This window comes from Streptomyces sp. DSM 40868 (assembly GCF_011820545.1).
GTDB classification, from domain to species: domain Bacteria; phylum Actinomycetota; class Actinomycetes; order Streptomycetales; family Streptomycetaceae; genus Streptomyces; species Streptomyces eurythermus.
The window spans coordinates 3,104,114-3,129,383 of the sequence record NZ_CP050504.1 but is presented as its reverse complement, the minus strand read 5'-3'; the positions used below and the strand labels follow the sequence as shown (position 1 = coordinate 3,129,383).

22 protein-coding genes are annotated in these 25,270 nt (G+C 73.0%); 8 read left to right on the top strand and 14 right to left on the bottom strand.

The window, feature by feature from the left end; genetic code table 11:
• The first annotated feature begins 8 nt into the window (after window positions 1-8).
• The gene (gene ppdK, locus HB370_RS14085) at window positions 9-2,729 is read left to right on the top strand and encodes a pyruvate, phosphate dikinase (RefSeq protein ID WP_030777126.1); all 2,721 of its coding nucleotides are present in this window, start codon (window positions 9-11) and stop codon (window positions 2,727-2,729) included.
• Between the two features lie 142 nt (window positions 2,730-2,871).
• On the opposite strand, the gene HB370_RS14080 is transcribed toward ppdK, so the two are convergent.
• Both HB370_RS14080 and HB370_RS14075 read right to left on the bottom strand, forming a co-directional pair.
• Complete coding sequence (locus tag HB370_RS14080; protein ID WP_030777120.1) at window positions 2,872-3,327, bottom strand: excalibur calcium-binding domain-containing protein; 456 nt, start codon at window positions 3,325-3,327, stop codon at window positions 2,872-2,874.
• Between the two features lie 177 nt (window positions 3,328-3,504).
• On the bottom strand, window positions 3,505-4,083 hold the full coding sequence (locus tag HB370_RS14075; protein WP_051815329.1) for a DUF4232 domain-containing protein: 579 nt from the start codon (window positions 4,081-4,083) through the stop codon (window positions 3,505-3,507).
• A gap of 215 nt (window positions 4,084-4,298) precedes the next feature.
• On the opposite strand from HB370_RS14075, the gene HB370_RS14070 reads away from it, so the two are divergent.
• From HB370_RS14070 to HB370_RS14060, 3 genes are read left to right on the top strand one after another with little or no spacing between them, the layout of a single operon-like run.
• Window positions 4,299-5,540, top strand: a complete 1,242-nt coding sequence (locus HB370_RS14070) for a sugar ABC transporter substrate-binding protein (protein WP_030777115.1) — start codon at window positions 4,299-4,301, stop codon at window positions 5,538-5,540.
• Complete coding sequence (locus HB370_RS14065; RefSeq protein WP_030777114.1) at window positions 5,537-6,439, top strand: sugar ABC transporter permease; 903 nt, start codon at window positions 5,537-5,539, stop codon at window positions 6,437-6,439. Before HB370_RS14070 ends, HB370_RS14065 begins: the two co-directional genes overlap by 4 nt.
• Window positions 6,432-7,265, top strand: a complete 834-nt coding sequence (locus HB370_RS14060; protein WP_030777111.1) for a carbohydrate ABC transporter permease — start codon at window positions 6,432-6,434, stop codon at window positions 7,263-7,265. Before HB370_RS14065 ends, HB370_RS14060 begins: the two co-directional genes overlap by 8 nt.
• A gap of 67 nt (window positions 7,266-7,332) precedes the next feature.
• On the opposite strand, the gene HB370_RS14055 is transcribed toward HB370_RS14060, so the two are convergent.
• From HB370_RS14055 to HB370_RS14030, 6 genes are all read right to left on the bottom strand, one after another.
• Window positions 7,333-8,100, bottom strand: a complete 768-nt coding sequence (locus tag HB370_RS14055; RefSeq protein WP_030777108.1) for a glucose 1-dehydrogenase — start codon at window positions 8,098-8,100, stop codon at window positions 7,333-7,335.
• 91 nt (window positions 8,101-8,191) lie between these two features.
• Entirely contained in the window at window positions 8,192-8,776 is a 585-nt protein-coding gene (locus HB370_RS14050) for a TetR/AcrR family transcriptional regulator (RefSeq protein WP_030777106.1), read from the bottom strand.
• 48 nt (window positions 8,777-8,824) lie between these two features.
• Complete coding sequence (gene nirD, locus HB370_RS14045) at window positions 8,825-9,178, bottom strand: nitrite reductase small subunit NirD (protein WP_030777103.1); 354 nt, start codon at window positions 9,176-9,178, stop codon at window positions 8,825-8,827.
• Window positions 9,175-11,784 carry a nitrite reductase large subunit NirB gene (gene nirB / locus HB370_RS14040; RefSeq protein ID WP_030777100.1) on the bottom strand — a complete coding sequence of 870 codons (2,610 nt, stop codon included), beginning with the start codon at window positions 11,782-11,784 and terminating at the stop codon, window positions 9,175-9,177. The genes nirD and nirB overlap by 4 nt, the downstream gene beginning before the upstream one ends.
• On the bottom strand, window positions 11,785-12,999 hold the full coding sequence (locus tag HB370_RS14035) for an FAD-dependent oxidoreductase (RefSeq protein ID WP_030777098.1): 1,215 nt from the start codon (window positions 12,997-12,999) through the stop codon (window positions 11,785-11,787).
• 196 nt (window positions 13,000-13,195) lie between these two features.
• Complete coding sequence (locus HB370_RS14030) at window positions 13,196-14,101, bottom strand: NAD(P)-binding domain-containing protein (RefSeq protein ID WP_030777096.1); 906 nt, start codon at window positions 14,099-14,101, stop codon at window positions 13,196-13,198.
• A 98-nt stretch (window positions 14,102-14,199) separates the two neighbouring features.
• On the opposite strand from HB370_RS14030, the gene HB370_RS14025 reads away from it, so the two are divergent.
• Entirely contained in the window at window positions 14,200-14,547 is a 348-nt protein-coding gene (locus tag HB370_RS14025; protein ID WP_030777094.1) for a helix-turn-helix domain-containing protein, read from the top strand.
• 17 nt (window positions 14,548-14,564) lie between these two features.
• Here HB370_RS14025 and HB370_RS14020 read toward each other — a convergent pair whose 3' ends face one another.
• From HB370_RS14020 to HB370_RS14010, 3 genes are all read right to left on the bottom strand, one after another.
• On the bottom strand, window positions 14,565-15,260 hold the full coding sequence (locus HB370_RS14020; RefSeq protein ID WP_078637351.1) for a class F sortase: 696 nt from the start codon (window positions 15,258-15,260) through the stop codon (window positions 14,565-14,567).
• 123 nt (window positions 15,261-15,383) lie between these two features.
• Entirely contained in the window at window positions 15,384-15,929 is a 546-nt protein-coding gene (locus tag HB370_RS14015; RefSeq protein WP_030777090.1) for a hypothetical protein, read from the bottom strand.
• Between the two features lie 323 nt (window positions 15,930-16,252).
• Window positions 16,253-17,902 carry a M4 family metallopeptidase gene (locus HB370_RS14010; protein WP_030777087.1) on the bottom strand — a complete coding sequence of 550 codons (1,650 nt, stop codon included), beginning with the start codon at window positions 17,900-17,902 and terminating at the stop codon, window positions 16,253-16,255.
• A 105-nt stretch (window positions 17,903-18,007) separates the two neighbouring features.
• Here HB370_RS14010 and HB370_RS14005 point away from each other — a divergent pair, with 105 nt between their 5' ends.
• A complete protein-coding gene (locus HB370_RS14005; protein ID WP_244405521.1) occupies window positions 18,008-18,538 on the top strand; it encodes a hypothetical protein in 531 nt (176 codons plus the stop codon).
• Between the two features lie 508 nt (window positions 18,539-19,046).
• On the opposite strand, the gene HB370_RS14000 is transcribed toward HB370_RS14005, so the two are convergent.
• From HB370_RS14000 to HB370_RS13990, 3 genes are all read right to left on the bottom strand, one after another.
• The gene (locus HB370_RS14000; protein WP_030777081.1) at window positions 19,047-19,883 is read right to left on the bottom strand and encodes an arylamine N-acetyltransferase; all 837 of its coding nucleotides are present in this window, start codon (window positions 19,881-19,883) and stop codon (window positions 19,047-19,049) included.
• A gap of 31 nt (window positions 19,884-19,914) precedes the next feature.
• The gene (locus HB370_RS13995) at window positions 19,915-22,089 is read right to left on the bottom strand and encodes a molybdopterin oxidoreductase family protein (RefSeq protein WP_030777078.1); all 2,175 of its coding nucleotides are present in this window, start codon (window positions 22,087-22,089) and stop codon (window positions 19,915-19,917) included.
• Between the two features lie 122 nt (window positions 22,090-22,211).
• Window positions 22,212-22,934: an ElyC/SanA/YdcF family protein gene (locus HB370_RS13990; RefSeq protein ID WP_106980578.1), complete on the bottom strand. Its 723-nt coding sequence runs from the start codon at window positions 22,932-22,934 to the stop codon at window positions 22,212-22,214.
• Window positions 22,935-23,086: 152 nt separating this feature from the next.
• On the opposite strand from HB370_RS13990, the gene HB370_RS13985 reads away from it, so the two are divergent.
• Window positions 23,087-23,875: a sirohydrochlorin chelatase gene (locus HB370_RS13985; RefSeq protein ID WP_030777073.1), complete on the top strand. Its 789-nt coding sequence runs from the start codon at window positions 23,087-23,089 to the stop codon at window positions 23,873-23,875.
• A gap of 69 nt (window positions 23,876-23,944) precedes the next feature.
• Entirely contained in the window at window positions 23,945-25,231 is a 1,287-nt protein-coding gene (locus HB370_RS13980) for a deoxyguanosinetriphosphate triphosphohydrolase (protein ID WP_030777070.1), read from the top strand.
• Window positions 25,232-25,270 lie beyond the last annotated feature (39 nt).

Below are 25,270 nucleotides of genomic sequence, written 5' to 3'. Positions count from 1 at the left end.
CGAGACCCGTGTCGGAAAACAAAGAACCCCACGCGCCGAAGTTCGTTTACGACTTCACCGAGGGCAACAAGGACCTCAAGGACCTCCTCGGCGGCAAAGGTGCCAATCTCGCCGAGATGACCAACCTCGGTCTGCCGGTCCCTCCCGGCTTCACCATCACCACGGAGGCATGCAAGGTCTACCTCGACAGTGGCGAGGAACCGGCGGCACTGCGTGACGAGGTGAGTGCGCACCTCGACGCCCTGGAGCGCAAGATGGGCAAGAAGCTGGGCCAGGCGGACAACCCGCTGCTGGTCTCGGTCCGCTCCGGCGCCAAGTTCTCCATGCCCGGCATGATGGACACCGTCCTGAACATCGGCCTGTCGGACGCCTCCGTGCGGGGCCTGGCCGAGCAGGCCGGCGACGAGCGGTTCGCCTGGGACTCCTACCGCCGCCTCATCCAGATGTTCGGCAAGACCGTCCTCGGCGTCGACGGCGACCTCTTCGAGGACGCCCTCGACAAGGCGAAGGCCGCCAAGAAGGTCACGGTCGACACCGACCTGGAGGCCGCCGACCTGAAGAAGCTGGTCACCACCTTCAAGAAGATCGTCAAGAAGGAGGCCGGCCGGGAGTTCCCGCAGGACCCGCGCGAGCAGATGGACCTCGCCATCAAGGCGGTCTTCGACTCCTGGAACGGCGACCGCGCGAAGCTCTACCGCCGTCAGGAGCGCATCCCGCACGACCTGGGCACCGCCGTCAACGTCTGCTCGATGGTCTTCGGCAACCTCGGCCCCGACTCCGGCACCGGCGTCGCCTTCACCCGCGACCCCGCCTCCGGCCACCAGGGCGTCTACGGCGACTACCTGCAGAACGCCCAGGGCGAGGACGTGGTCGCGGGCATCCGCAACACCGTCCCGCTCGCCGAGCTGGAGCGGATCGACAAGAAGTCGTACGACCAGCTCATGAAGATCATGGAGACCCTGGAGAACCACTACAAGGACCTCTGCGACATCGAGTTCACCATCGAGCGCGGCCGGCTGTGGATGCTCCAGACCCGCGTCGGCAAGCGCACGGCGGGCGCGGCCTTCCGGATCGCCACGCAGCTGGTGGACCAGGGCCTGATCGACGAGACGGAGGCGCTTCAGCGCGTCACCGGCGCCCAGCTGGCCCAGCTGATGTTCCCGCGCTTCGACGAGCACGCGAAGGTCGAGCAGGTGGCCCGGGGCATCGCGGCCTCGCCGGGCGCGGCGGTCGGCAAGGCGGTCTTCGACTCGTACACGGCCGTGAAGTGGTCCCGCTCGGGCGAGAAGGTCATCCTGGTCCGCCGGGAGACCAACCCCGACGACCTGGACGGCATGATCGCGGCCGAGGGCATCCTCACCTCCCGGGGCGGCAAGACCTCCCACGCGGCCGTGGTCGCCCGGGGCATGGGCAAGACCTGTGTGTGCGGCGCGGAGGAGCTGGAGGTCGACACCAAGCGGCGCCGGATGACCGTCCCCGGCGGGCACGTCGTCGAGGAGGGCGACGTCATCTCCATCGACGGCTCCACGGGCAAGGTCTACCTGGGCGAGGTCCCGGTCGTGCCGTCCCCGGTCGTGGAGTACTTCGAGGGCCGCATGCACCCGGGCGCCGACGACGCCGACGAGCTGGTGGAGGCCGTGCACCGCATGATGGCCTTCGCCGACCGCAAGCGCCGGCTGCGGGTACGGGCCAACGCCGACAACGCCGAGGACGCGCTGCGCGCCCGCCGCTTCGGCGCCCAGGGCATCGGCCTGTGCCGCACCGAGCACATGTTCCTCGGCGACCGCCGCGAGCTGGTCGAACGCCTCATCCTGGCCGACACCGAGGAGGAGCGCGAGGCGTCCCTGAAGGCCCTGCTGCCGCTGCAGAAGCAGGACTTCGTGGAGCTGTTCGAGGCGATGGACGGCCTGCCGGTGACGATCCGGCTGCTGGACCCGCCGCTGCACGAGTTCCTCCCCGACATCACGGAGCTGTCGGTCCGGGTGGCCCTGGCGGAGTCCCGGCAGGAGCCGCACGAGAACGAACTGCGGCTGCTCCAGGCGGTGCACCGGCTGCACGAGCAGAACCCGATGCTGGGCCTGCGCGGCGTACGCCTCGGCCTGGTCATCCCCGGCCTGTTCACCATGCAGGTCCGCGCGATCGCGGAGGCGGCGGCCGCGCGCAAGGCCGCCAAGGGCGACCCGCGCGCGGAGATCATGATCCCGCTCGTCGGCACGGTCCAGGAGCTGGAGATCGTCCGCGAGGAGGCGGACCAGGTCGTCGCGGAGGTCGAGGCGGCGACGGGTACGAAGCTCAAGCTGGCCATCGGCACGATGATCGAACTCCCGCGCGCCGCCCTCACGGCGGGCGAGATCGCCGAGGCCGCGGAGTTCTTCTCCTTCGGCACGAACGACCTGACACAGACGGTGTGGGGCTTCAGCCGCGACGACGTGGAAGCCTCGTTCTTCACCGCGTACCTGGAGAAGGGCATCTTCGGCGTCAGCCCGTTCGAGACGATCGACAAGGACGGCGTCGGCTCCCTGGTCAAGTCGGCCGCGGAGGCCGGCCGCCGCACCCGCCCCGACCTCAAGCTGGGCGTCTGCGGCGAGCACGGCGGCGACCCGGAGTCGGTCCACTTCTTCCACGAGGCGGGCCTGGACTACGTCTCCTGCTCCCCGTTCCGCATCCCGGTCGCCCGCCTGGAAGCGGGCCGCGCGGCCACCCAGTCGGCGGGCAGCGACCACCGCTGACCCCCGGACCCCGGAGCCGTCGCCGGTCCCCGACCCTCACCGATCGACGACGGCCCCGGCGCACGAAAGAGAAGGGGCGGCACCCCAGTGCGGGGGGTGCCGCCCCTTTGCGCGCCCCGGGTCTGTCCGGGCGCCGGCTCGGTCACTCGCAGGCCACTCCGTCGCCGTCCCGGTCGAGGTGGGAGTCGTAGCCCGGGTCGCCCGCGTACAGGGGGGTGTCGCCGGCGGCGCGGGCCGCGGTGCAGTTGGCGTAGTGGACGCTGCCGGATCCGCCGGCGTCGGCGGCTTCGCCGCCGGACGTGCCGCCGCCGTACGCCGGCTGGGCCGTGACGGTCGTGGTGACCTTCACGGTACGGGTCTCGGTCACGGTGGGAGCGGGCTCAGGGTCCGCGGTGTGCGTGGCCGTGGCTGTCGCCGTGACGGTCACCGTCGGGCGGGGCTGGGCGGCGGCCGGCTCCGTGTCGGACGCGGGGTCCTCGTCCGCGGCGCCTATGCCCACACCGACGAAGAGGGCCAGGGCCAGGGCGGGGAGGACGTAGCGCTTCCGGGCCCACCGGGGGTTTCTCGGCGTGGACGGCGGGGTGTACGGGTTCGTCATGGTGCCCCCCTCAGGCGATGGCGCGTACCCCGGGCGGTGGCACGTGCCGACCACCGTAGTTGTGCGGTGCCGCATGTGAAGGGAGGTGATGGTTTCGTGATGAACGAAAGGAGGGGAGAGGGGTGTTGCCGGCGCCCGTTGAGAGGCGCCGGCTGCTCGGCTCGGCTTCCCGGTTGCTCAGAACCCGCCGTCCGTGTTCACCGGCCCCGTCTGGAACACCCCCGAGCAGGTCTTCCACGGGGCCGGGACGAGGGTCGCGGTGCGGGAGGCCGGCGGGTAGACCTGGAGGTAGGTGCCGGTGCGTTCGCAGGGGCCGCCGACCGGGCCGTTGGTCGTGCGCAGGACCGCCGTGGCGGAGTGGCCGGGGGAGAGGGTGACGGTGCCGTAGGCGCGGCCGCTGTGCTTCGCCGCCGGGCCGATGCGGTGGTGGGCGCCGTCCAGGACGCTCACGCCCGGGTAGCCGCGCAGGGCGCACTTGGTGGTGCTGGTGTTGGTGAACCGGACCGGCCAGTACAGGGATCCGGCCGCGCCCTCCTTGGCGCCCGTGGACAGATACAGGTCGCTCACCGCGCAGGTCCGTATGGCCGTCGTGGTCCGGGCCGCCGCCGGTGTCGCGCTCCAGGCGGCCCCGGCGGCCGTGACGCCCAGCAGCGCGGCGGCGAGCGCGGTCACCGGTCCGCGTCCGCGCAGGACCCGGGGGCGTTCCGCGGGGCGCCGGCCGGGAGGCGGAGTCGTCGGATTCGGCTTCTGGAACATGGGCACATTCTCCTTCTTCCAGTCGAAGGGTGCATGTGGGTCGTTGTGTTGGATGCGTCCCGGAGCGGAAAAGTTGTGCACCGGTGCCGGGACACGGGAACCGGGTGCCCACGGAGGGGCGCACGCCGACACACGGCCGCAACGCGTCTTTCGTAATCGCCGCGCATGGTTGATCGTTGGGCCGCACAACGATGACGGACGTCAGGGGGCACACGATGACGATCAGCCGCAGGACACTCCTGGCCGCGGGCGCGGGCGCCGGGCTGCTCACGGCGTGCGGATCGAACACCGGGCGCGGGGACGGCGGTTCCGGGCCCCGGCTGTCACAGTGGTACCACCAGTACGGCGAGCCGGGCACCGAGCGGGCCGTCCAGCGGTACGCCGCCGCCTTCCGGAAGGCCGATGTCTCGGTGCAGTGGCGGCCGGGCAACTACGACCAGCAGACCGCCGCCGCCCTGCTCACCGACTCCGGGCCCGACGTCTTCGAGGTCAACGGGCCCACCCTCGACCAGATCCGGGGCGGCCAGGTCCTCGACCTCACCGATCTGCTGGCGGGGGTCAAGGACGACTTCAATCCGGCCGTGCTCGCGCCGAAGACCCACGAGGGGCGGATCTACGGGATTCCGCAGGTCATCGACACCCAGCTGCTGTACTACCGCAAGAGCCTGCTGCGCGACGCCGGCGTGGAGCCGCCCACCACCCTGGACGCCCTGGTCGACGCCGCCCGCGCGCTCACCGACCGCAAGACCAAGGGACTCTTCCTCGGCAACGACGGAGGCGCCGGGGTCCTGGGCGGAACTCCCCTGTACGCGGCCGGATTCCCGCTCGTCACCGACGACGGCCGGGTCGGCTTCGACGATCCCGCCGCCGCCCGCACCCTCGGCAAACTGCACCGGCTGTACGCCGACAAGTCCCTGCTCCTCGGCGCGCCCGCCGACTGGTCCGACCCCTCCGCCTTCCTCCAGGGGCTGACCGCGATGCAGTGGTCCGGACTGTGGGCGCTGCCGCAGATCAAGCGTGAACTCGGGGACGACTTCGGGGTGCTGCCGTTCCCGGCGGACGGCGACCGGGGCCGGCCCGCCGTACCCGTGGGGGCCTACGGTGCCGCCGTCAGCGCGCGCAGCCGGCACAAGGATCTGGCCAAGGCGTACGTGAAATGGCTGTGGGTCGAACGCACCGACTACCAGAAGGACTTCGCGCTCTCCTACGGCTTCCACATCCCCGCCCGGCGCTCCCTCGCCACCGAGGCCGAACCGCTGCGCGAGGGCCCGGCCGCCGACGTCGTACGGTTCACCACCGACCACGGATACGCCCAGCCGCTGCTGTGGACCCCGGCCGGCCAGACCGCCTACCAGGACGCCCTCAGCCGGATCATCAAGGGCGGGGCGGACCCGGAGCGCGAACTGCGGTCCGCCGTACGGAAGGTGGCGGAGGAGATCGCCAGGGTGCGCAAGTGAGGCGGAACCGGACCCTGTGGTTCTGGGTGTTCGTCGGGCCGTTCGCGCTCGGGCTCGCGCTGTTCACCTACGTACCGCTGCTGTGGAGCGTGGGTCTGAGCTTCTTCGACGCGCACAACACCGTCACCCCCACGCACTTCACCGGCCTGGACAACTACACGGCGATGCTGCGCGACGCGGCGTTCCGCGACAGCCTCAAGACCTTCCTGCTCTTCACCGCCTTCATCGTGCCGGTCACCTACGGGTTCTCCCTGGCCCTCGCCCTGATGGTCAACCGGGTCCGCTGGGCGCGGGCGTTCTTCCGGTCGGTGTTCTTCCTGCCGGCCGCGTGCAGCTATGTGGTGGCCGCGCTGATCTGGAAGATGTCGATCTTCAACGGGGTGCGGTTCGGGCTGGCGAACACCGTGCTGGGCTGGTTCGGCGGCGACCCCGTCGCCTGGCTGTCCACCACCGACCCGCCCTGGTACTGGCTGGTCATCGTGACCGTACGGCTGTGGTTGCAGGCCGGGTTCTACATGATCCTGTTCCTCGCCGGGCTCCAGCGGATCGACCCGGCGCTGTACGAGGCGGCGGCCGTGGACGGGGCCCGGCCCGGCTGGACGGTGCTGCGGCACATCACCCTGCCGCAACTGCGGGGCACCTCGGTCGCGGTGCTGCTGCTGCTCGTCGTGAACGCGTTCCAGGCCTTCGACGAGTTCTACAACCTGCTGTCCGACGCCCGGGGTTACCCGCCCTACGCCCGGCCGCCGCTGGTCTACCTCTACTACACCGCGCTGGGGCAGGGGCAGAACCTCGGCCTCGGCAGCGCGGGCGCGGTGATCCTGGCGCTGGTCATCGCGGTCGTCACGGTGGCACAGGCGCGCTGGCTGCGGCTGGGAAGGACGGACGGCGATGGATGACGCCCTGGTGCGGGCCGGGCGGGCGCTCAGGCTGGCCCTGCTGGCCGCGCTCGCCCTGCTCTTCCTGATCCCCTTCTACCTATTGGTGCGCAACGGGCTGGCCGACGAGCGGGACATCACCTCCCCCGAGTGGACCTTCTTCCCCGCCGACGTGCGGTGGGGCAACGTCCGCGAGCTGTTCCAGGACCCGTCGGTGCCGTTCGCCCGGTCCCTGCTCAACTCCGCGCTGATCGCCGTCGCCACCACCCTCGGCACCCTGCTGCTCGCCTCCCTCGCCGGCTACGGCCTGGCCCGCATCCCCTACCGGCACGCGAACAAGGTGTTCTACGGCATCCTGGGCACCCTGCTGGTCCCGGCGGCCGTCACCTTCGTGCCCAGCTTCGTGCTGGTGTCGTCGCTGGGCTGGATCTCCACGCTGCGCGGTCTGATCGTGCCGACGCTGTTCTCCGCGTTCGCCTGCTTCGTCTTCCGGCAGTACTTCCTCGGCTTCCCCCGGGAGCTGGAGGACGCCGCCCAGGTGGACGGGCTCGGGTACTGGCGGACGTACTGGCGGGTCGTCGTCCCCAACAGCCGCCCGGTGTTCGCGGCCGTCGGCACGATCGTGTTCCTCGGCGCGTGGAACTCCTTCCTGTGGCCGCTGGTGATCGGGCAGGACCAGAGCGCCTGGACGGTGCAGGTGGCCCTGTCCTCGTTCACCACCGCGCAGGTCGTACGGCTGCACGAGCTCTTCGTCGCGGCGGCCGTGTCGATCCTGCCGCTGCTGCTGGTGTTCCTGTGCTTCCAGCGGTGGATCGTGGCCGGGGTGGAGCGGTCCGGGATCGACTGACCCCCGGGGGGAAGGGGATCGGCCGGCCCCGGGAACGGGATCGGCCGACCCGCGGGGCCGGGCCGGCTCAGGCCGTGGAGCCGCCGTCGATCACCAGGTCGGCGCCGACCACCGAGGCCGCGTCGTCCGAGGCGAGGTACAGCACCGCCGCGACCACCTCCTCGACGGTGGAGACCCGGCCGAGCGGCACCTCGGTACGCATCCGCGCGGCCCGGTCCGCCTCGGTCTCGCCGGGCTTGAAGGACATGTCGGTGGCGGTGGAGCCGGGGCTGACGGCGTTGATGCGCACCCCGTCGGCGATGTGGTCCAGGGCGGCGGAGCGGGTGAGGACCGACACGGCCGCCTTGCTGACGGCGTAGCCCGCGACGCCGGGGAGCCGGCTGTGCATGCCGATCCGGGAGGCGATGTTGACGATCACGCCGCCGTTCGGCTGGGTGCGCATCCGGGCGATCTCGGCCTGGAGGGCGAGGAAGACGCCGGTGACGTTGATGTCCATCATCCGGCGCCAGTCCTCCTCGGGCAGCTCGCCCACGGTGCGCCCGCGGCCCTCGAGGACACCGGCGTTGTTCACCGCCACGTCCAGCGAGCCGAACCGGTCCACGGCGGCGGCCACCAGGTCCCGCACCTCCTCCGCGCGGGAGACGTCGGCGGCCACGGCGAGCGCCTTGCCGCCCTCGGCCTCGATCAGCGCCACGGTCTCGTCGAGCGGGGCGCGGCGCCGCCCGGCGACGACGACCTGGGCGCCCTCCCGGGCGAGGGCGAGGGCCACCCCGCGGCCGATGCCGGAGCCGGCGCCGGTGACGAGTGCGGTCCGGCCGGAGAAGCGGTGCGACATGGTGAAGTCCCTTTTGTCTAGAACGATCGGTTCAGTATGAGCGCCGGAAAAACGCGCCTCCGCGGGGAGAGGCGCGTCCTCGGGTGCGAGGTCAGTCCAGCAGTGCCAGGGCCTGCTCCGCCGCGTCCCGCACCCGGGCCGGGTCCGCCGACGCCTTGCCGACCACCCTGAGCCCCTGGAGCAGCACGAACAGCGTCCGGGCGAGGGCCAGCGGATCGCGGTCCGCCGCCAGTTCGCCCTGTGCCCGGGCGCGCGTCAGGGCGGAGTGCAGCAGGGTCTCGATGGTGTCCCAGCTCTGCTCCACCCGGCGGGCGGCCTCCCGGTCGTGCGGGGCCAGTTCGACCGCCGTGTTGGTGACCAGGCAGCCCTGTTCCCGGGTGGCCGCCGCGGTGGCCTCGGCGGCGAACCGCCGGACCAGACCGCGTACGGCCGGCAGCACCGGGCCGGGCGCGGACAGCTCGCGGACGAGCACCGGCTTCTGTGCCTGCCCGTAGCGGTCCAGCGCCCTCAGGTACAGCTCGTGCTTGCTGCCGAAGGTGGCGTACAGGCTCGCCTTGCCGATGCCCAGGTGCTCGACCAGGTCGGCCATCGAGGTGGCCTCGTAGCCGCGCCGCCAGAACAGCTCGAGTGCCGACTGGAGCGCGGCGTCCGGATCGAATTCCTTGGTCCTGCCCATGTGTGACAGCCTAGGGTTACTGAAACGATCAGTCAAGAAACCTGGGGGTCACGACACCGTGCGCACCTCGTACACCGGGATCCGCACCGTCTCGTCGTCCAGGCAGACGCCGTTGACCAGGTCGAAGCGCTGCTTCAGCAGGGGGGAGGCCACGAAGGGGCGGCCCTCGTGGGTGCCGGTCAGGCCGCGGGAGAGGACGGCCGCCCCGGTGAACGGGTCGCGGTTGCCGACGGCGTACAGCCGGTCCGCGCGGTCCCGGAAGAGGGCCGCCTGGCGGCCGTCCGGCAGCAGGGCCGCCACTCCCCGGCCGGGGACCAGCACGCTCAGGTCGCAGACCGTGAACCAGCCGTCCGCCAGCTGGAGCTGGACCTTCAGATCGGTCGTCTCAACTGCCAGGGTCATCGCTGGGCGCTTCCTTCCAGGACGTCGTCGGCGGGCCGCAGCCCGATGGTCAGCAGTGGCAGGTCGGGCTTGATCTGGTCGCGCTCGGGGACGAAGGAGACCACCGGGTCGGGAGTGTCCGGGGCGTTCACGAAGGACACGAACCGGGCCAGCTTCTCGGGGTCGTTGACGGTCTCGGCCCACTCGTCGCGGTAGTGCGCGACGTGCTCCCGCATCAGCCGCTCCAGCTCGTCGCAGATGCCGAGCGAGTCGTGCACCACCACGTCCCGTACGTGGTCCAGGCCGCCGGGGATGCGCTCCAGCCAGGTGGAGGTGCGCTCCAGCCGGTCGGCGGTGCGGATGTAGAACATCAGGAACCGGTCGATCAGCCGGACCAGTTCGGCGTCGGACAGGTCCTGGGCGAGCAGGTCGGCGTGGCGCGGGGTGGCGCCGCCGTTGCCGCCGACGTACAGGTTCCAGCCGTTGGCCGTGGCGATCACCCCGAAGTCCTTCGACTGGGCCTCCGCGCACTCGCGCTGGCAGCCGGAGACCGCCGACTTCAGCTTGTGCGGGGACCTCAGGCCGCGGTAGCGCAGCTCCAGGTCGATCGCCATCCGCACCGAGTCCTGCACGCCGTAGCGGCACCAGGTGGAGCCCACACAGGACTTCACCGTGCGCAGTGCCTTGCCGTAGGCGTGCCCCGACTCGAAGCCGGCGTCCACCAGCCGGGCCCAGATCAGCGGCAGTTGCTCCACCCGGGCGCCGAACATGTCGATCCGCTGCCCGCCGGTGATCTTCGTGTAGAGGCCGAAGTCCCGGGCGATCTCGCCGATCACGATCAGCTTCTCGGGCGCGATCTCCCCGCCGGGGATGCGCGGCACGACCGAGTACGAGCCGTTCTTCTGGAGGTTGGCGAGGAAGTGGTCGTTGGTGTCCTGGAGCGCGGCCTGCTCGCCGTCCAGGACATAGCCGCTCGCGCCGATGGAGGGGGCGAGGGAGGCGATGATCGAGCCGACCGTCGGCTTGCACACCTCGCAGCCCTCGCCGCCCCGGGCGTCCTCGCGGCCGAAGCGGTCCAGCAGCTCCCGGTACGACGTGACGCGCAGCGCGAGGACGATCTCGTACAGCTCCTCGCGGGTCTGGGCGAAGCAGCCGCACAGCCCCTTGTCGACCTCGACGCCGGACGCCTCCAGCTCGGCGGTGACCAGCTGGCCCAGCACCTTCACACAACTGCCGCAGCCGGTACCGGCCTTGGTGCACTTCTTCACCTCGGGCACGGTGGTGCAGCTGTGCTCGGTGACCGCGCCGCGGATGGTGCCCTTGCTGACGTTGTGGCAGGAGCAGATGATCGCGTCGTCCGGCAGCGCGGACGGCCCGAGCTGGGCCCCCGAGCCGGCTCCGGCGGGCAGGACGAGCGACTCGGGGGAGACGGGGGGCACCGAGCCGGTGAGCGCGCGCAGGGTGCCGTACGCCTCCGCGTCACCGACCAGGATGCCGCCGAGCAGGGTGCCGTCCGCGCCGATGACCAGCTTCTTGTACAGGCCCGCGCGCGAGTCGGAGTAGACGACGTCCAGGCAGTCCTCGGCGGTGCCGTGCGCGTCGCCGAAGGAGGCGACGTCCACGCCGAGCAGCTTCAGCTTGGTGGACAGGTCGGCGCCGGTGAAGGCGGCCTCGTCGCGGGCGATGGTGGCGGCGGCCGTCTCGGCCTGTTCGTAGCCCGGCGCCACCAGGCCGTACACCCGGCCGTCGGCGGCCAGCGCGCACTCGCCGATCGCGAAGACGCGCGGGTCGGACACGGTCCGGCACCGCTCGTCCACCGCGATGCCGCCGCGCTCGCCGACCGTCAGGCCCGCGTCCCGGGCGAGCTGGTCGCGGGGGCGGACACCGGCGCTGAACACCACCATGTCGGCGGCGAGTTCGGAGCCGTCGGACAGCTTCATCCCGGTCACGGCACCTTCGGAGTCCGTCACGATCTCCTGGGTGCCCACGCCGGTGTGGACCGTCAGGCCCATCTGCTCGATGGTGCGCAGCAGGGCCGCGCCGCCGCCCTCGTCGACCTGCACCGGCATCAGGCGCGGCGCGAACTCCACGATGTGCGTGTTCAGTCCGAGCCCCTTGAGCGCGCCGGCGGCCTCCAGGCCGAGCAGCCCGCCGCCGACCACGGCACCCGTCGTCGCCCGGGACTTCGCGTACTCCTCGATGGCGAGCAGGTCCTCGATGGTGCGGTAGACGAAGCAGCCGGTGGCGTCCTTGTTCGGCACCGGCGGCACGAACGGGTAGGAGCCGGTGGCCAGCACCAGCACGTCGTAGCCGACGACCAGGCCGGACCGGGCGGTCACCGTCCGCGCCTCGCGGTCGATGGACTCGGCCGGGTCGCCGATGTGCAGCTCGATGCCGTGGTCCTTGATGAACTCCCGGTCGGTCAGGGAGAGATCCTCGGGCGTACGGCCCGAGAAGTACGAGGTGAGCTGCACGCGGTCGTACGCCGGACGCGGCTCCTCGCACAGCACGACCACGCGGTGCGTGGCGGTCAGGCCGCGCTCGGCCAGCGCTTCGAGGAAGCGCTGGCCGACCATGCCGTGGCCGACGAGCACGATCGTGGGGGTGGCCCCCGGGGTGGCGGTCATTCAGGAGCCTCCATCGTTGGTGAGCAGGTGCAGCAGGGGCCCGTCGTCGGGGAGCGGCTCCGCTCCCTCCCAGGCCCGGGCGAGCGCGCCTACGGTGCCGAGTTCGCCGACGAGGACCCCGCCGACCAGGCGGTCGTCGCGGACGACGACCTTGCGGTAGGTGCCCCGGGTGGCGTCGGCGAGCCGCACCACGTCGTCGCCGGGGCGCGCCTCGGTCTCGCCGAACGCGGCGAGGTCGAAGGGGGAGCCGGGACCGGTCAGGGTCAGCCGGGTCAGGGAACGGGTCCCGCGGTAGCGCGCGCCGGCGTCGCCCGCGAGCAACTCGGCGAGCGCCTCGGCCTGTTCGAGGGCCGGGGCGGCCAGGCCGTAGACCGTGCCGTCGTGCTGGGCACAGTCGCCGACGGCGTGGATGAACGGGTCGGAGGTGCGCAGCTCGTCGTCCACCAGGACGCCCTTGCGCACGGCGAGGCCCGCCTGCTCGGCCAGGCCCGTACGGGGACGCACCCCGCAGGCGAGGACGACGAGGTCGGCGTCGAGGGCGTAGCCGTCGGCCAGCTCCACCGAGCGGACCGCGCCGGCCACGCAGCGCACGTCCCGCACCCGGCACTCGGTGTGCACCTCCACGCCCAGGTCGGTCAGGTGGCGCAGCACCAGCCGGGAGGCGTCCGGGTCGAGCTGGCGCTCCATCAGCCGCTCGGCCTGCTGGGCGAGGACCACCTGGGCGCCGCGCACGGCCAGCGCGCGGGCCGCGGAGACGCCGAGCAGACCGCCGCCGATGACGACCGCGCGAATTCCCGGCCGCACCGCCTTGGCGAGGCCGAGGCAGTCGTCCAGGGTGCGGAAGGCGTGGACGCCCTCGGGGAGCCGCCGGTCGGGCGTGAACAGGCCGCGCAGCGGGGGCAGCACCGGGTTGGAGCCGGTGGCCAGGACCAGCGTGTCGTAGGCGATCGACATGCCGTCGGCGCAGGAGACGGTACGGGCGGCCCGGTCGATGCCGGTGACGCGGGTGCGCAGCAGGCCGGTCGGCGGCGGGAGGGCGATCACCTCCGGCGCGTACCGGCCGGCCAGCACCTCGGCGAGCAGCACCCGGTTGTACGGCGCGTGCTCCTCGTCGCCGACGAGCAGCGCGGGCGTGCCCAGCTCGCCGAGGCGCCGGGCGAGCCGTACGCCCGCGAGGCCGGCGCCGATCACCACCACACGCGTATTCGAGGTCATGCCCTTGAGCGTGCGGTCCCGACGTTACCCGGCGGCATCACGTCTGTTTCCCGGGAGGAACGCTGCCCTCAGCGGGGCGGGGCGGGGGGTGTGAGGGGGTGGAGCACGCGAAGGTCCCGGTGGCGCTCACCGGGACCTCGCGGTTATCGGGCGTGGCGGGTCGTCCCGCCTCGGTGGGGCACAGGGCCTTGGTGGCTCACCGGACCCCGGCGGGGCGGCGGGTGCTCAGCAGGTCCACCAGGCCCGTGGTGTCCTCCGTGCCGTGGCCGTCGGACAGGCGGCGGTGCATGAGGTCGAAGAAGGGGGTGATCAGTTCCGGGCTCACCCCCTGTTCCTCGGCCGTGCGCAGCAGGGTGCCGGTGCCCGCGACCTGCATCGCGAGGTTGGAGACGACATCGGAGGTGTAGTCGCCGGACGCCAGCCGGCCGGCCATGCCGTGCGCCTGGCCGGCCATCGCGGACAGCCAGGACACCAGCAGCGGGGCGAACTCCCCGGGCGCCACGTCCGTGTCCCGCAGCAGCGCGAAGGCGGTCGTGATCCCCGCGAACATGCCGTACATGCCGGTCAGCAGCGCCACGTCGTGCAGCGCGGCGAGCCCGGGGTCGGCGCCGACGTACTCGGTGCCGGCCGGGACCGCGAGGGTGTCCCGGTGCTCCTCGAACAGTTCCTGGTCACCGCTGTAGAACACGAAGGCGCCGGGCGTGCCGATCATCGGCGGTACGGCCATGATCCCGCCGTCCAGCAGCCGGGCGCCCCGCTCCGCGGCCCAGGCGGCACGGGCGCGGGCGTCGGCGGGGGTGCCGGTGGTGTGGTTCACCAGGTCCCGCCCGGCCAGGTCGGCACCGTCCAGGGCGGCGCCCACCGAGGCGTCGTCCAGCAGGCAGGCCACGACGAGCCGGTTCGCGGCCACGGCCGCCGCCGCGCTGTCGGCGGCCACCGCGCCCTCGGCGGTCAGCGCGGCCGTCCGCTCCGGCGTGCGGTTCCAGACGGTCAGGGGGTGCCCGGCGGCGAGCCAGGCCCGGCCGAGGGCGGTGCCCATGGCACCGGTGCCGAGCAGGGTCAGGGACGTACGAGGGCCGGAGGAAGGGGAGTTGTCGGTCATGACGACTAGGCTCTCCCCGGAGAGCCACGCGCGTAAGTACGTACTTCGGAGTGGGTGGTTACCCGCGGGAAAGCCTGCGGGTCGGAAGGGGGAACGGCATGCCGGTGGGGCGACGGCCGGGGTCGTACGTCTGCGGCACCGACGCGGCGATGGACATCATCGACGGCAAGTGGAAGGTGTCGATCCTGTGGGCGCTGGGGGAGGAGGGCGCCCGGCGGTTCGGGGAACTGCGCCGGCTGCTGCCGGGCGTCACGGAGAAGGTGCTCGCCGCGCAGCTGCGCGAGCTGGAGGCCGACGGGATCGTGCACCGCGAGGACTACGCGGAGGTGCCGCCCCGCGTCGAGTACTCGCTGACCGGGATCGGCCACCAGCTGAACGAGGCGCTGGCCCCGCTGGGCGTGTGGGGGAAGAGACATGTCCTGGGTGTGGAGCCGGCGGCGCGCTGAGGGCTCGCGGAGTGCGGTCAGCGGCTCCCCGTCAGGTGCGCGAACACCACCACGTTGCCCTGGTAACCGGTGGTCTTCGAGTAGCCGCCGCCGCAGGTGATGACGCGGAGTTCGGGGCGGGGGGCGGCGCCGTACACCTTGTCGTCGGGGAAGTCGCGGGCCGAGTACACCTCCACCGCGTCCACGGTGAACAGCGCCACGGTGCCGTCCCGGCGGTCCACCTCTACGCGGTCGCCCCGCTTGAGCGCGCCGAGGCGGTAGAAGACGGCGGGGCCGTCGGCGTTGTCGACATGGCCGGCGACGATCGCGGTGCCCGTCTCCCCGGGCGTGGTCCCGGCCTCGTACCAGCCGGCCAGGTTCCGCTCCTCGGCGGGCGGGGCGTCCAGGCCCCCGGAGGGGGTGAGGGACAGGCCGGTCAGGGGCGCGTCCACACGGATCGCGGGGATGCGGACGCGCAGGGGCGGCGAGGGCGCCAGGGCGGGCGCCGCGTTCCGGTCACCGCCGGGCTCGGCCCGGCCCTCGGCGGCCGTCGGCTGCGGCGGGGTGCGCGGGCCGGTGCCGGCCAGCAGCCACACGCCCGAGCCGAGGGCCACCACGGTGACGGCGGCTATGAGGCCGTCCCCGAGCCGGGCCCGCCGCCCGTGCCCGTGCCGATGCCCGTGCTCATGCCGGCGCCCGGCTTTTGCGGCACCCTTGGCCGTCCCAGCACGCATGCGCGACCCCTCTCCCTCAGGCGACCCCCTGTCGGATGCCCGCCCCCTCCGGGCCGCGAGGGGCGTCGGACCCGGAGGGGGCGGGATGTGCGGTACCGGTGGACGGACAGCGGAGGGTGTCCGTCAGATCCCGTCGCCTCTCGCCCGGCGATGCAGGAGCCAGGTACCGCCCGCGGCGGCGACGGCCAGTGCCGCCACACCCGCCGTGGTCTGTACGGGGTCGCGGCCCAGCCCGCCGCCGACCCCTGTCTTCACGCTTCCCCGCGGCTGCACCTGCCCGTGCGCCGCGCTGAGCGCCACCACCAGGTCGCCCGCCACCTGCCGGTCCCCCTCGGCACACCGGGCGACGATCTCGTACGTGCCCGGCTGGGCGCTCGGCGGCACCCGGAACCGGCCGGACACCCGCCCTTCGCCGGTGCCGGGCGCCAGCGGGAAGGTGCCGGCGCCGACCGCGCCCGCGTCCCCGGTCGCGGCGCCCGGGGAGCCGCACGCGGCCGTGCTCACGGTGACCTCGTCGCCGGGCGTCACGGTGGCCGGCCGGACCTCCAGCCGGCCGGCCGGGGCGGCCGTGAGCGGTGCCGCCGGGTCCGTGGCCGCCACCGCGTGGGCGGGTGCCGTGGCGGCCACGGCGAGCGCGGTACCGGCCAGGAGACGGGCAGTGCGTCGCATGGTGCTCCCCAGAGCTTGTCCGACTCGTCCAGGGGTGCGCCCCTGCCCTTCCGAGATAAGTGGCTCGGCGGCCGGCTCGCTTGCTGAGTGAGCGTCAGGAATGCGGTGAACGGGTGGCGGCCCGGCCACCCGCCCGGGTGAGCCCGTGCGGCGTTCCGGCAGGTCAGGCGTGGGTGCGGGACGGCCGGGAGGAAGAAGTATGAAAAGAACACGAATGGAGCGGCGGCGCCGGTGAACGGGTGACACGACGTCAGCGCGCCACCCGGACACACACCGGGGCCGGTGCCCGAGCGGACACCGGCCCCGGAAACGTACGGCGGAGGTCAGCCGACGTTGACCGCGCTCCAGGCCGCGGCCACGGCGTTGTACTCCGTGCTGCCGGCGCCGTAGAGGTCCTTCGCCGCGTTCAGGGTCGCCGTGCGGGCGCCCTTGTAGTTGGTCGAGGACGTCATGTAGACCGTCAGCGCCCGGTACCAGATCCTGCCGACCTTGTCCCGGCCGATGCCGGTGACGGCGGAGCCGTTGTAGGTCGGCGAGTTGTAGCTGACGCCGTTGATGGTCTTCGGGCCGCTGCCCTCGGCGAGCAGGTAGGCGAAGTGGTTGGCGACGCCGGAGGAGTAGTGGACGTCGAGGTTGCCGACCGACGAGCTCCAGTAGTCGGCCGAACTGCCGTCCCTGGAGGGCCTGTCCATGAAGCGCAGCGCCGCCTTGCCGAAGCCGGGCTTCACGATCTTCTCGCCGATGAGGTAGTCACCGGCGTCGGACGGGTTGTCCGCGTACCACTCCACCATCGTGCCGAGGATGTCGGAGGTGGCCTCGTTCAGCCCGCCGGACTCGCCCGAGTAGGTCAGCGCGGCCGTCTTCGAGGTCACCCCGTGGGACATCTCGTGCCCGGCGACGTCGAGGGCGACCAGCGGCCCGAAGGTGGTCCCGTCACCGTCGCCGTACGTCATGCAGAAGCAACTGTCGTCCCAGAAGGCGTTGTTGTAGTTGGTGCCGTAGTGGACGCGGTTGTACGAGCCCTTGCCGTCCCCGGCGATGCCGGTGCGGCCGTGCACGTTCTTGTAGTAGTCCCAGGTCTCGTCGGTGCCGTACTGGGCGTCGACGGCGGCCGAGGCGCGGTCCGCCGTGGCGCCGGTGCCCCAGTGGTTGTCGGCATCGGAGAGCAGGGTTGCGGGGGCCCGGCTGAAGCAGATGCCGAAGATGCACAGGTCGGTCTTGTTCTCCGCGTCACCGGTGTAGGTGTTGCCCCGGGTCGGGTCCTTGAGCTGGTACGACGACCCGGACGGGGTGGTCTCCAGCGGCACGGTCCCGCTGTAGAGGGAGGCGCCGTCACCGGTGGCGGTCTCGATGCTGTCCCAGGCGTCGATCCGGGCGCCGGTGCGGGCGTCGGTCAGCAGGGTCCGGGCGACCGGGTTGCCGAGCGAGTCCAGGCCGACGGCGGTGGTGCGCCAGGCCAGCCTGGGGGTGCCGTGCAGGGCGTCGACCACCAGCTGAGGCTTGGCCTTGGCCTGCTTCAGCGTCGTGTCCGGGTGGGCCGCGCGCAGGGCGTCCACCGCGAGACCGGCGGCCTTCGGGCCGGGGACCGCCGGGGTGACCGTGGGCACGGAGACGGTCTGCCGGGTGGCACGGTCGGCGCCCCGGTAGGCGCCGCCCGGGGTCAGGTGGACGACGAAGTCGCCGCCGAGGACGGGGAGATGGCGGTAGGTGCGGTCGTAGCGGACGTGCTGGGTGCCGTCCTTGTCCACGATCACGTCCCGGACGCTGGTGTCCTGCGGGGCGGCGAGGCCCAGCGCGGAGGCGTGGGCCGACAGCGCGGAGGCCGCGTTGTCGATCGCGGTGGCCCGGGTCGGTCCGCCCTCGGCGTGGGCGGCGGGGGAGAGGCCGACGGCCAGCAGGGTCGCGGTGGCGGCGGCGACACCGGTGGTGACCATGCGGCGGGTTCCTCGGACATGCTGCCGTATCCGGCTCATCTGTCTCCTCGGGAAGGCGCCCGTCAGGCGGTGGGGGGCGGCGCTGATTCCCGAGATTTAAATGGCCATGACATGTCATGTCCATAGGCTTCGTGGTGGAGCTTTGTGGATCTTCGGCGAGGGGTGTGGCGGGGTGGCGGGGGTGAAGGCAACGTTGACCCCGGCGGCCGCGACCTGGCCTACTGCCACCACGGCTCCTGCGCCGACGGCCACCGCCTCGGCGCGGGCGGGGGCGTGCACGGCGGCAACATCAGCCCGAAGACCTACGACCGGCAGGCCGAGTCCCGGGCCCTGGCACGGGCCAAGGCCACCGCGCAGGCGTCGACCGCCGCCGCGAAGAAGCAGGCCTCCGGCCTCAAGCAGCACCTGGTCAATCTCGTCGCCGACGTCATCGGCCTCACCGACGCCTACAACTGCTTCACCAAGGGCGACGTCATGGGCTGCATCAACACCGCCCTGACCTCGGTGCCCTGGGGCAAGGTCTTCAAAGCCATCAAGGTCGGCGTCGAAGCCTTCAAGGTCTGGAGGGCCCTCGACCGCGCCTACACCGCCGTCAAGGACGCCGAGCAAGCGGAGAAGGTCGTCGACGGCATGCTGGACGCGGTGTCACCGCGCCGGAAAAGGTCCAGCGGCTGATCGTCACCCACACGGACCGGGACTTCACCACCCTCACCCTGGACACCACTCCGGTCCGCGGCCCGCCCCAGTCCGAGACCCTCACCACCACCTGGCACCACCCCTTCTGGGACACCACCCACCACCGCTGGACCGACGCCCACGACCTCACCCCCGGCACCAAGCTCCGCGCCCCCGACGGCACGACGGTCACCGTCAACACGGTCCACAACTTCCACCAGCGCCAAACGACTTACGACCTCACCGTCGGCACACCGATCCGGGACTCGATCCTTGGCCGAGACCTGATTCTCGTTAGTGAATCTTGGCCGCGTGGAGCTTCGCGCAATGGGGGATCTGGCCGGGTTGCCGTACGTATGTGAGGGGTGGTCGAGGGCGCGGCCGAAGGAGTCGATGGCGTCGCGCTGGAGGCGGAGTCGGACGTGGGCGTAGACGGTGGCGGTGACGCCGATGTGGGCGTGTCCGAGGAGTTCCTTGATCACGACAAGTTCCTCGCCAAAAGCGACGCTCAGCCCAGCAGCGTCACCCCGGCCGGTACCGCGATGCCGAACCGCTCCTCCACCACCTGCCGTGCCTCGGTCTCCTCCGTCAGCGCCCGCTCCGTGGCCGTGCCGTCGGGGAGGGTTTCCGTCAGGAGGGGGCCGTCCAGGGAGAGATGGCGGCCGTCGGGCAGGGTTCGCTGGAGGTAGGGGCGGCGGGTGAACGGGGAGCGCGGATGGGTGGCGACGAACCAGTTGAACACCTCGAGATCCGGCGCGCTGAACGGCTCCTGGGTGAAGGCGTACTGGCCGGTCCACTCCCCGGTCCGCCGGTCCCGCGCCTGCAACTCCCACAGTTCCAGCGGCCCCTCGTGCGGCAGCGGCGCCAGCCGGTGCCGGCGTCCGGCGCCCTCGTACTCGGTCCCGGCCACCAGCGGCACCGGCAGCAGCAGCGCCCCGACCGCGCCGAAACCGACGTCCGCCAGGTACGGCCACGGCTCGCCCGCCACCTCGACCCGGAGCATCGCGTGCGTACGCGGCCGGCTCCCGGGCGGCCCCTCGGCGCCCAGCACCACCCGGCCGGCCAGCGGGCTCACCCGGAACCCGAGCGCCTCCAGCGCCAGCCGCAGCAGGGTGTTGTGCTCGTAGCAGTAGCCGCCGCGCCGCCCGCGCACCATCTTCGCCATCAGATCGGCGGGGTCCAGGGAGGGGGCCGAGCCCCGCACCGGGTCCAGGTTCTCGAAGGGCAGCGTCAGCGAATGCGCCAGGTGCACGCCCCGCAGGGCGGCCAGGTCGGCCCGCCGCTCGCCCTTGAAGCCGATCCGGTCCAGGTAGGCGTCGAGGTCGTACTGCTCTTTGTCGGACATACCCCCGAACCTACGCGAACCCGCCCTCGCCCTACGACCGCGGTACGGCCTCCACTCGCTCCACCCGCACCGCGCACGACTTGAACTCCGGCATCCGGGACGTGGGGTCCAGCGCCGGGTTGGTGAGGGTGTTGGCGCGGCCCTCGCCCGGCCAGTGGAAGGGCATGAAGACGGTGTCCGGGCGGATCGTGTCGGTGATCCGGGCCGGCGCCACGGCCCGGCCGCGCCGCGAGACCACGGCCAGCGGATCCCCCTCGGCCGCGCCCAGCCGGGCCGCGAGCCGGGGGTGCAGCTCCACGAACGGTCCCGGCGCCGCCGCGTTCAGCTCCGCCACGCGCCGGGTCTGCGCCCCCGACTGGTACTGGGACACCACCCGGCCGGTGGTCAGCAGCAGCGGGTACTCGGCGTCCGGCTCCTCGGCGGTCGCCCGGTGCGCCACGGCCACGAACCGGGCCCGCCCGTCCGGGGTGGCGAAACGGTCCAGGAAGAGGCGGGGGGTGCCGGGGTGGCGTACGGCGGCGGAGGCGTCGGAGGCCGCCGGACCCTGGGACACGGCGCCCGAGGCCGCGTCTCGGCCCTCGGCTCCGCTCGTCCCGGCCGGTTCCTCCGGGCAGGGCCAGAAGACGCCGTTCTCCTCGGCCAGGCGGCGGTAGGTGATGCCCGAGTAGTCCGCCGGGCCGCCCGCGCTGGCGCGGCGCAGCTCCCCGAAGACCTCCTCCGGGTCCGTCGGGAAGCCCTTCTCCACGCCGAGCCGGCCGGCCAGCTCGTGCAGGACGTACAGGTCGCTGTGGACGCCCGGCGGCGGGGCGACCGCCCGGCGGCGCAGCAGCACCCGGCCCTCCAGGCTGGTCGTCGTGCCCGTCTCCTCCGCCCACTGGGTCACCGGCAGCACCACGTCCGCCAGCTCCGCCGTCTCCGACAGCACGACGTCGGCCACGGCCAGGAAGTCCAGCGAGCGCAGCCGCTCCTCGACGTGGGCCGCGCGCGGGGCCGACACCACCGGGTTGGAGCCCATCAGCAGCAGCGCCCGTACGTCCGTGCCGAGCGCGTCGAGGAGTTCGTACGCGCTGCGCCCCGGGCCCGGCAGGCTGTCCGGGTCCACGCCCCACACCCCGGCCACGTGCCGTCGCGCCGCCGGGTCGTCCAGCTTGCGGTAGCCGGGCAACTGGTCGGCCTTCTGGCCGTGTTCGCGTCCGCCCTGTCCGTTGCCCTGCCCGGTCAGACAGCCGTACCCGGACAGCGGGCGCCCCGCCCGGCCGGTGGCCAGGCACAGGTTGATCCACGCGCCCACCGTGTCCGTGCCCTTGGACTGCTGTTCCGGTCCGCGCGCGGTGAGCACCATCGCCGCCTCGGGCTCGCAGAACATCCGTACGGCCTCGCGCAGCCGGGGCACCGGGACCCCGGTGATCCGCTCCACGTACTCCGGCCAGTGCGCCATCGCCGCGGCCCGGGCCTCCTCCCACCCCGTGGTCCGCTCCCGGATGTACGCCTCGTCCGTCCGCCCCTCGGCCACCACCAGGTGCAACAGGCCGAGGGCGAGGGCCAGGTCGGTGCCGGGGCGGGGCGCGAGGTGCAGGTCCGCCTGCTCCGCCGTCCTCGTCCGGCGCGGGTCGACGACGATCAGCGTGCCGCCGTTCTCCCGCAGCTCGGTGAAGAACCGCAGCGACGGCGGCATGGTCTCGGCCAGGTTGGAGCCGACGAGGATCACACACCCCGTCCTCGGGACGTCCTCCAGCGGGAACGGCAGCCCCCGGTCCAGCCCGAACGCCTTGGTGCCCGCCGCCGCGGCCGACGACATGCAGAACCGGCCGTTGTAGTCGATCTGCGAGGTGCCAAGCACCACCCGCGCGAACTTGCCGAGCGCGTACGCCTTCTCGTTGGTCAGCCCGCCCCCGCCGAACACGCCGAGCGAGTCCGGACCGTGGCGCTCCCGGGTCGCGGCCAGCCGGCCGGCGATCCGGTCCAGCGCCTCGGGCCAGTCCGCCTCCACCAGCCGGCCGCCCTCCCGTACCAGCGGGGTGGTCAGCCGTACGGCCGGGGACAGCACCTCGGCCGCCGTACGGCCCTTGCCGCACAGCGCGCCCCGGTTGACCGGGAAGTCCGCCCGTTCGGTGACCTCGACGCCCCCCTGGGGCAGGGGCGTGATGTTCATCCCGCACTGCAAGGCGCAGTACGGGCAGTGGGTGGGCGTCGGGGTCTTCTCCATGCCGCCCAGCGTGCGTCCGGCGTGTTACGGCCCCGGGTCGCGTCCGGTTACACCCCCGGCACGGCGACCTCCCCGCGCCGCCCGGCCCGCCGTGAGGGAGATGCCATGGCCCGGATGACCCGTCACCGCCCGGCCGCCAGCGCCCGCGTCACCCCCGGCTCCCGGGGCCCGAGGAACCGCGGGTCCGGCCGGAACACCGCGTCCAGCGCCGCCTTGCCCGCCGCGAACAGCTCACGCGTCCCGCCGTAGTACCAGGTCACGTCGTGCTCGGCGGCCACTGCGACGCCGTACGAGTCCACCCCCGCCGCCTCGCACAGCGCCACCGCCCGCCGGATGTGGAAGTCCTGGCTGATCAGCACCGCCCGGTCCACCCCGAAGATCCGCTTGGCCCGTACACAGCTGTCCCAGGTGTCGAAGCCCGCGTAGTCGCTGACGATCCGCCGGTCCGGCACGCCGTGTGCCGTGAGATAGGCGCGCATGGCGTCGGGCTCGTCGTAGTCCTCGCGGCTGTTGTCCCCGGTGACGAGGACGACCTCGATCCGCCCCGCCCGGTACAGCGTCACCGCCGCGTCCAGCCGGTGCGCGAGATACGGCGACGGCTTCCCTTGCCACAGCCCCGCCCCGAACACCACCGCGACCTCGGCGCGCGGCACGTCCGCCGTGGTCCGCAGCCGGTCCGCCGTGGACAGGCGCAGCCAGGTCGCCGGCAGCAGCGCCAGCACGCACCCGGCCATCAGGGCCCACAGCAGCCGCCGCTGCCCGGCCCGGGTACGCGGCCATCGCAGCCGCCGCGGTCCTGGCAGCCACCTCGGTCCTCGCAGCCCTCGCGGCCGGCGGATCCTCATACGATGCCCCCCTGATCGTCCCGACCGAGGAAGACGCCGCCCGCACCGGTCCGGTTCGCCTCACACCCCGCCGCCGGCCGGGGTGATGGTACGGAAAATGCCCGTGACGGCCCGGCAACGGGGGCGCAACCTGCGGGGGCCAGGATCCTGCCATGACGGCGTCGATTACCTCCCGCACCCGCACCCGGCCGGTCTCCGTGCCGGGCGGCCGCCGCCCGGCACCGCCCGCCCTGGTCCTGGTCGCCCACGGCAGCCGCGACCCGCGGGCGCTCGGCACCGTACGGGCCCTGATGGCGCGGGTCCGCGCGCTGCGTCCCGGCCTGCCGGTCCGGCTGGGCCACATCGAGCTGAACGAGCCCCTGCTGCCCGACACCCTCGCGACCCTCGGCGGCACGCGCGCCGTCCTCGTCCCGCTGCTCCTCGCCCGGGGCTACCACGTCAAGCAGGACATCCCGGAGCTGGCCGCCGCCGCGCCGGTACGCGCGAGCGTGGCCGCCCCGCTCGGACCGCACCCGCTGCTCGCCGAGGCCCTGCACGCCCGGCTCGTCGAGGCCGGCTGGCCGGCCGCCCTGGACGACACCGCCCGCCGTACGTCCGCGGTCGTCCTCGCGGCGGCGGGCTCCCGCGACCCGGACTCGGCCGCGGACACCCGCCGCACGGCCCGCCTCCTGGCCGGCCGCCTGGGCGTGCCGGTCGTCCCCGCCTACGCCTCGGCGGCGGCCCCGACGGTCCCGACGGCCCTGCGCGCCCTGGCGGCCAGGGGCCGGCACCGGGTGGCGGTCGCCTCGTGCTTCACGGCTCCGGGCCGCTTCGCGACGCAGTGCGCCTCCCAGGCACCATGGATCGCCTCGGCGCCGTTGGGCGCCCACGAGACGATGGCCCGCCTGGTCCTGCACCGTTATGAACAGAGCGTTTCACTACCGTGGTCGTCGGCTGCCTGAGCGGCCCGCTGCCGCCCCGCACCCGCCCCGCAGCCGGACCCGGCGGGCGATCAGGCTTACTGTCGACCCATGGAAGGCACCGCACTCTCCACCGCACAGGACACGGCGTACGACCCGGCGTCGGCCGAACGCTGGGCCCCCGAACCCGACAAACGCCCCGGCCGTACCGCCTTCCAGCGCGACCGCGCCCGCATCCTCCACTCCGCCGCCCTGCGCCGCCTGGCCGGCAAGACGCAGGTGGTGACCCCGGGAACCAGGAGCCAGGCGTGGGACGCGAGCCCGCGCACCCGGCTCACCCACTCCCTGGAATGCGCCCAGGTGGGCCGGGAGCTGGGCGCGGCCCTCGGCTGTGACCCGGACCTGGTGGAGGCGGCCTGTCTCGCCCACGACCTCGGTCATCCGCCCTTCGGGCACAACGGCGAGACCGCGCTGAACGAGTTCGCCGACGACTGCGGCGGTTTCGAGGGCAACGCCCAGTCCCTCAGGCTCCTCACCCGCATCGAGCCGAAACGGTTCACCGAGGACCGTTCCGTCGGCCTGAACCTGACCCGCGCCACCCTCGACGCCGCCACCAAGTACCCCTGGCCGCGCGGCGGGCACCCCACCGCGCCCACGTCGCCGAAGTTCGGCGTGTACGACGACGACCGCGACGTGTTCGACTGGGTCCGCGCCTCCGCCCCCGGCACCCGCACCTGCTTCGAGGCACAGGTCATGGACTGGTCGGACGACGTGGCCTACTCGGTGCACGACGTGGAGGACGGACTGCACGCCGGGCACATCGACCCCAACTGCCTGCACGCGGAGCCGGAACGGCGGGCGGTGTTCGAGGTGGCCGTCGGCCGCTACGTCCCCGCCGGCACCGACCCGGCCGAACTCTCCGCCGCGCTGGACCGCCTCCAGGACCAGGAGTGGTGGCCGCACGGCTACGACGGCACGGCCACCGCCCAGGCCCGGCTGAAGGACGCCACCAGCCAGCTCATCGGCCGGTTCTGCCTGGCCGCCGAGACCGCGACCCGGGCCGCGTACGGCACGGGCCGGCTCACCCGGTACGCCGCCCGGCTGGTCGTACCCCGCGAGACCCGGATGGAGTGCGCGGTGCTCAAGGCGGTCGCGGACCGGTATGTGATGCAGCGCGCCGAGCAGGAGCGGCTGCGCGCCGACCAGCGGGTGATCGTCGCCGAGCTGGCCGAGGCGCTGACCGCCCGCGCGCCCGACGGGCTGGATCCCCAGTTCCGCGCGCTGTTCGACGCGGCGGGTGACGACCGGGCGCGCAAGCGGGTGATCGTCGACCAGATCGCCTCCCTCACCGACGCCTCCGCGCTGTCGCTGCACGCGAGACTGACGGGACGCCGGTGAGCGGAAAGTGACCGTCCGTGGCCTGATCGGGTCACACCC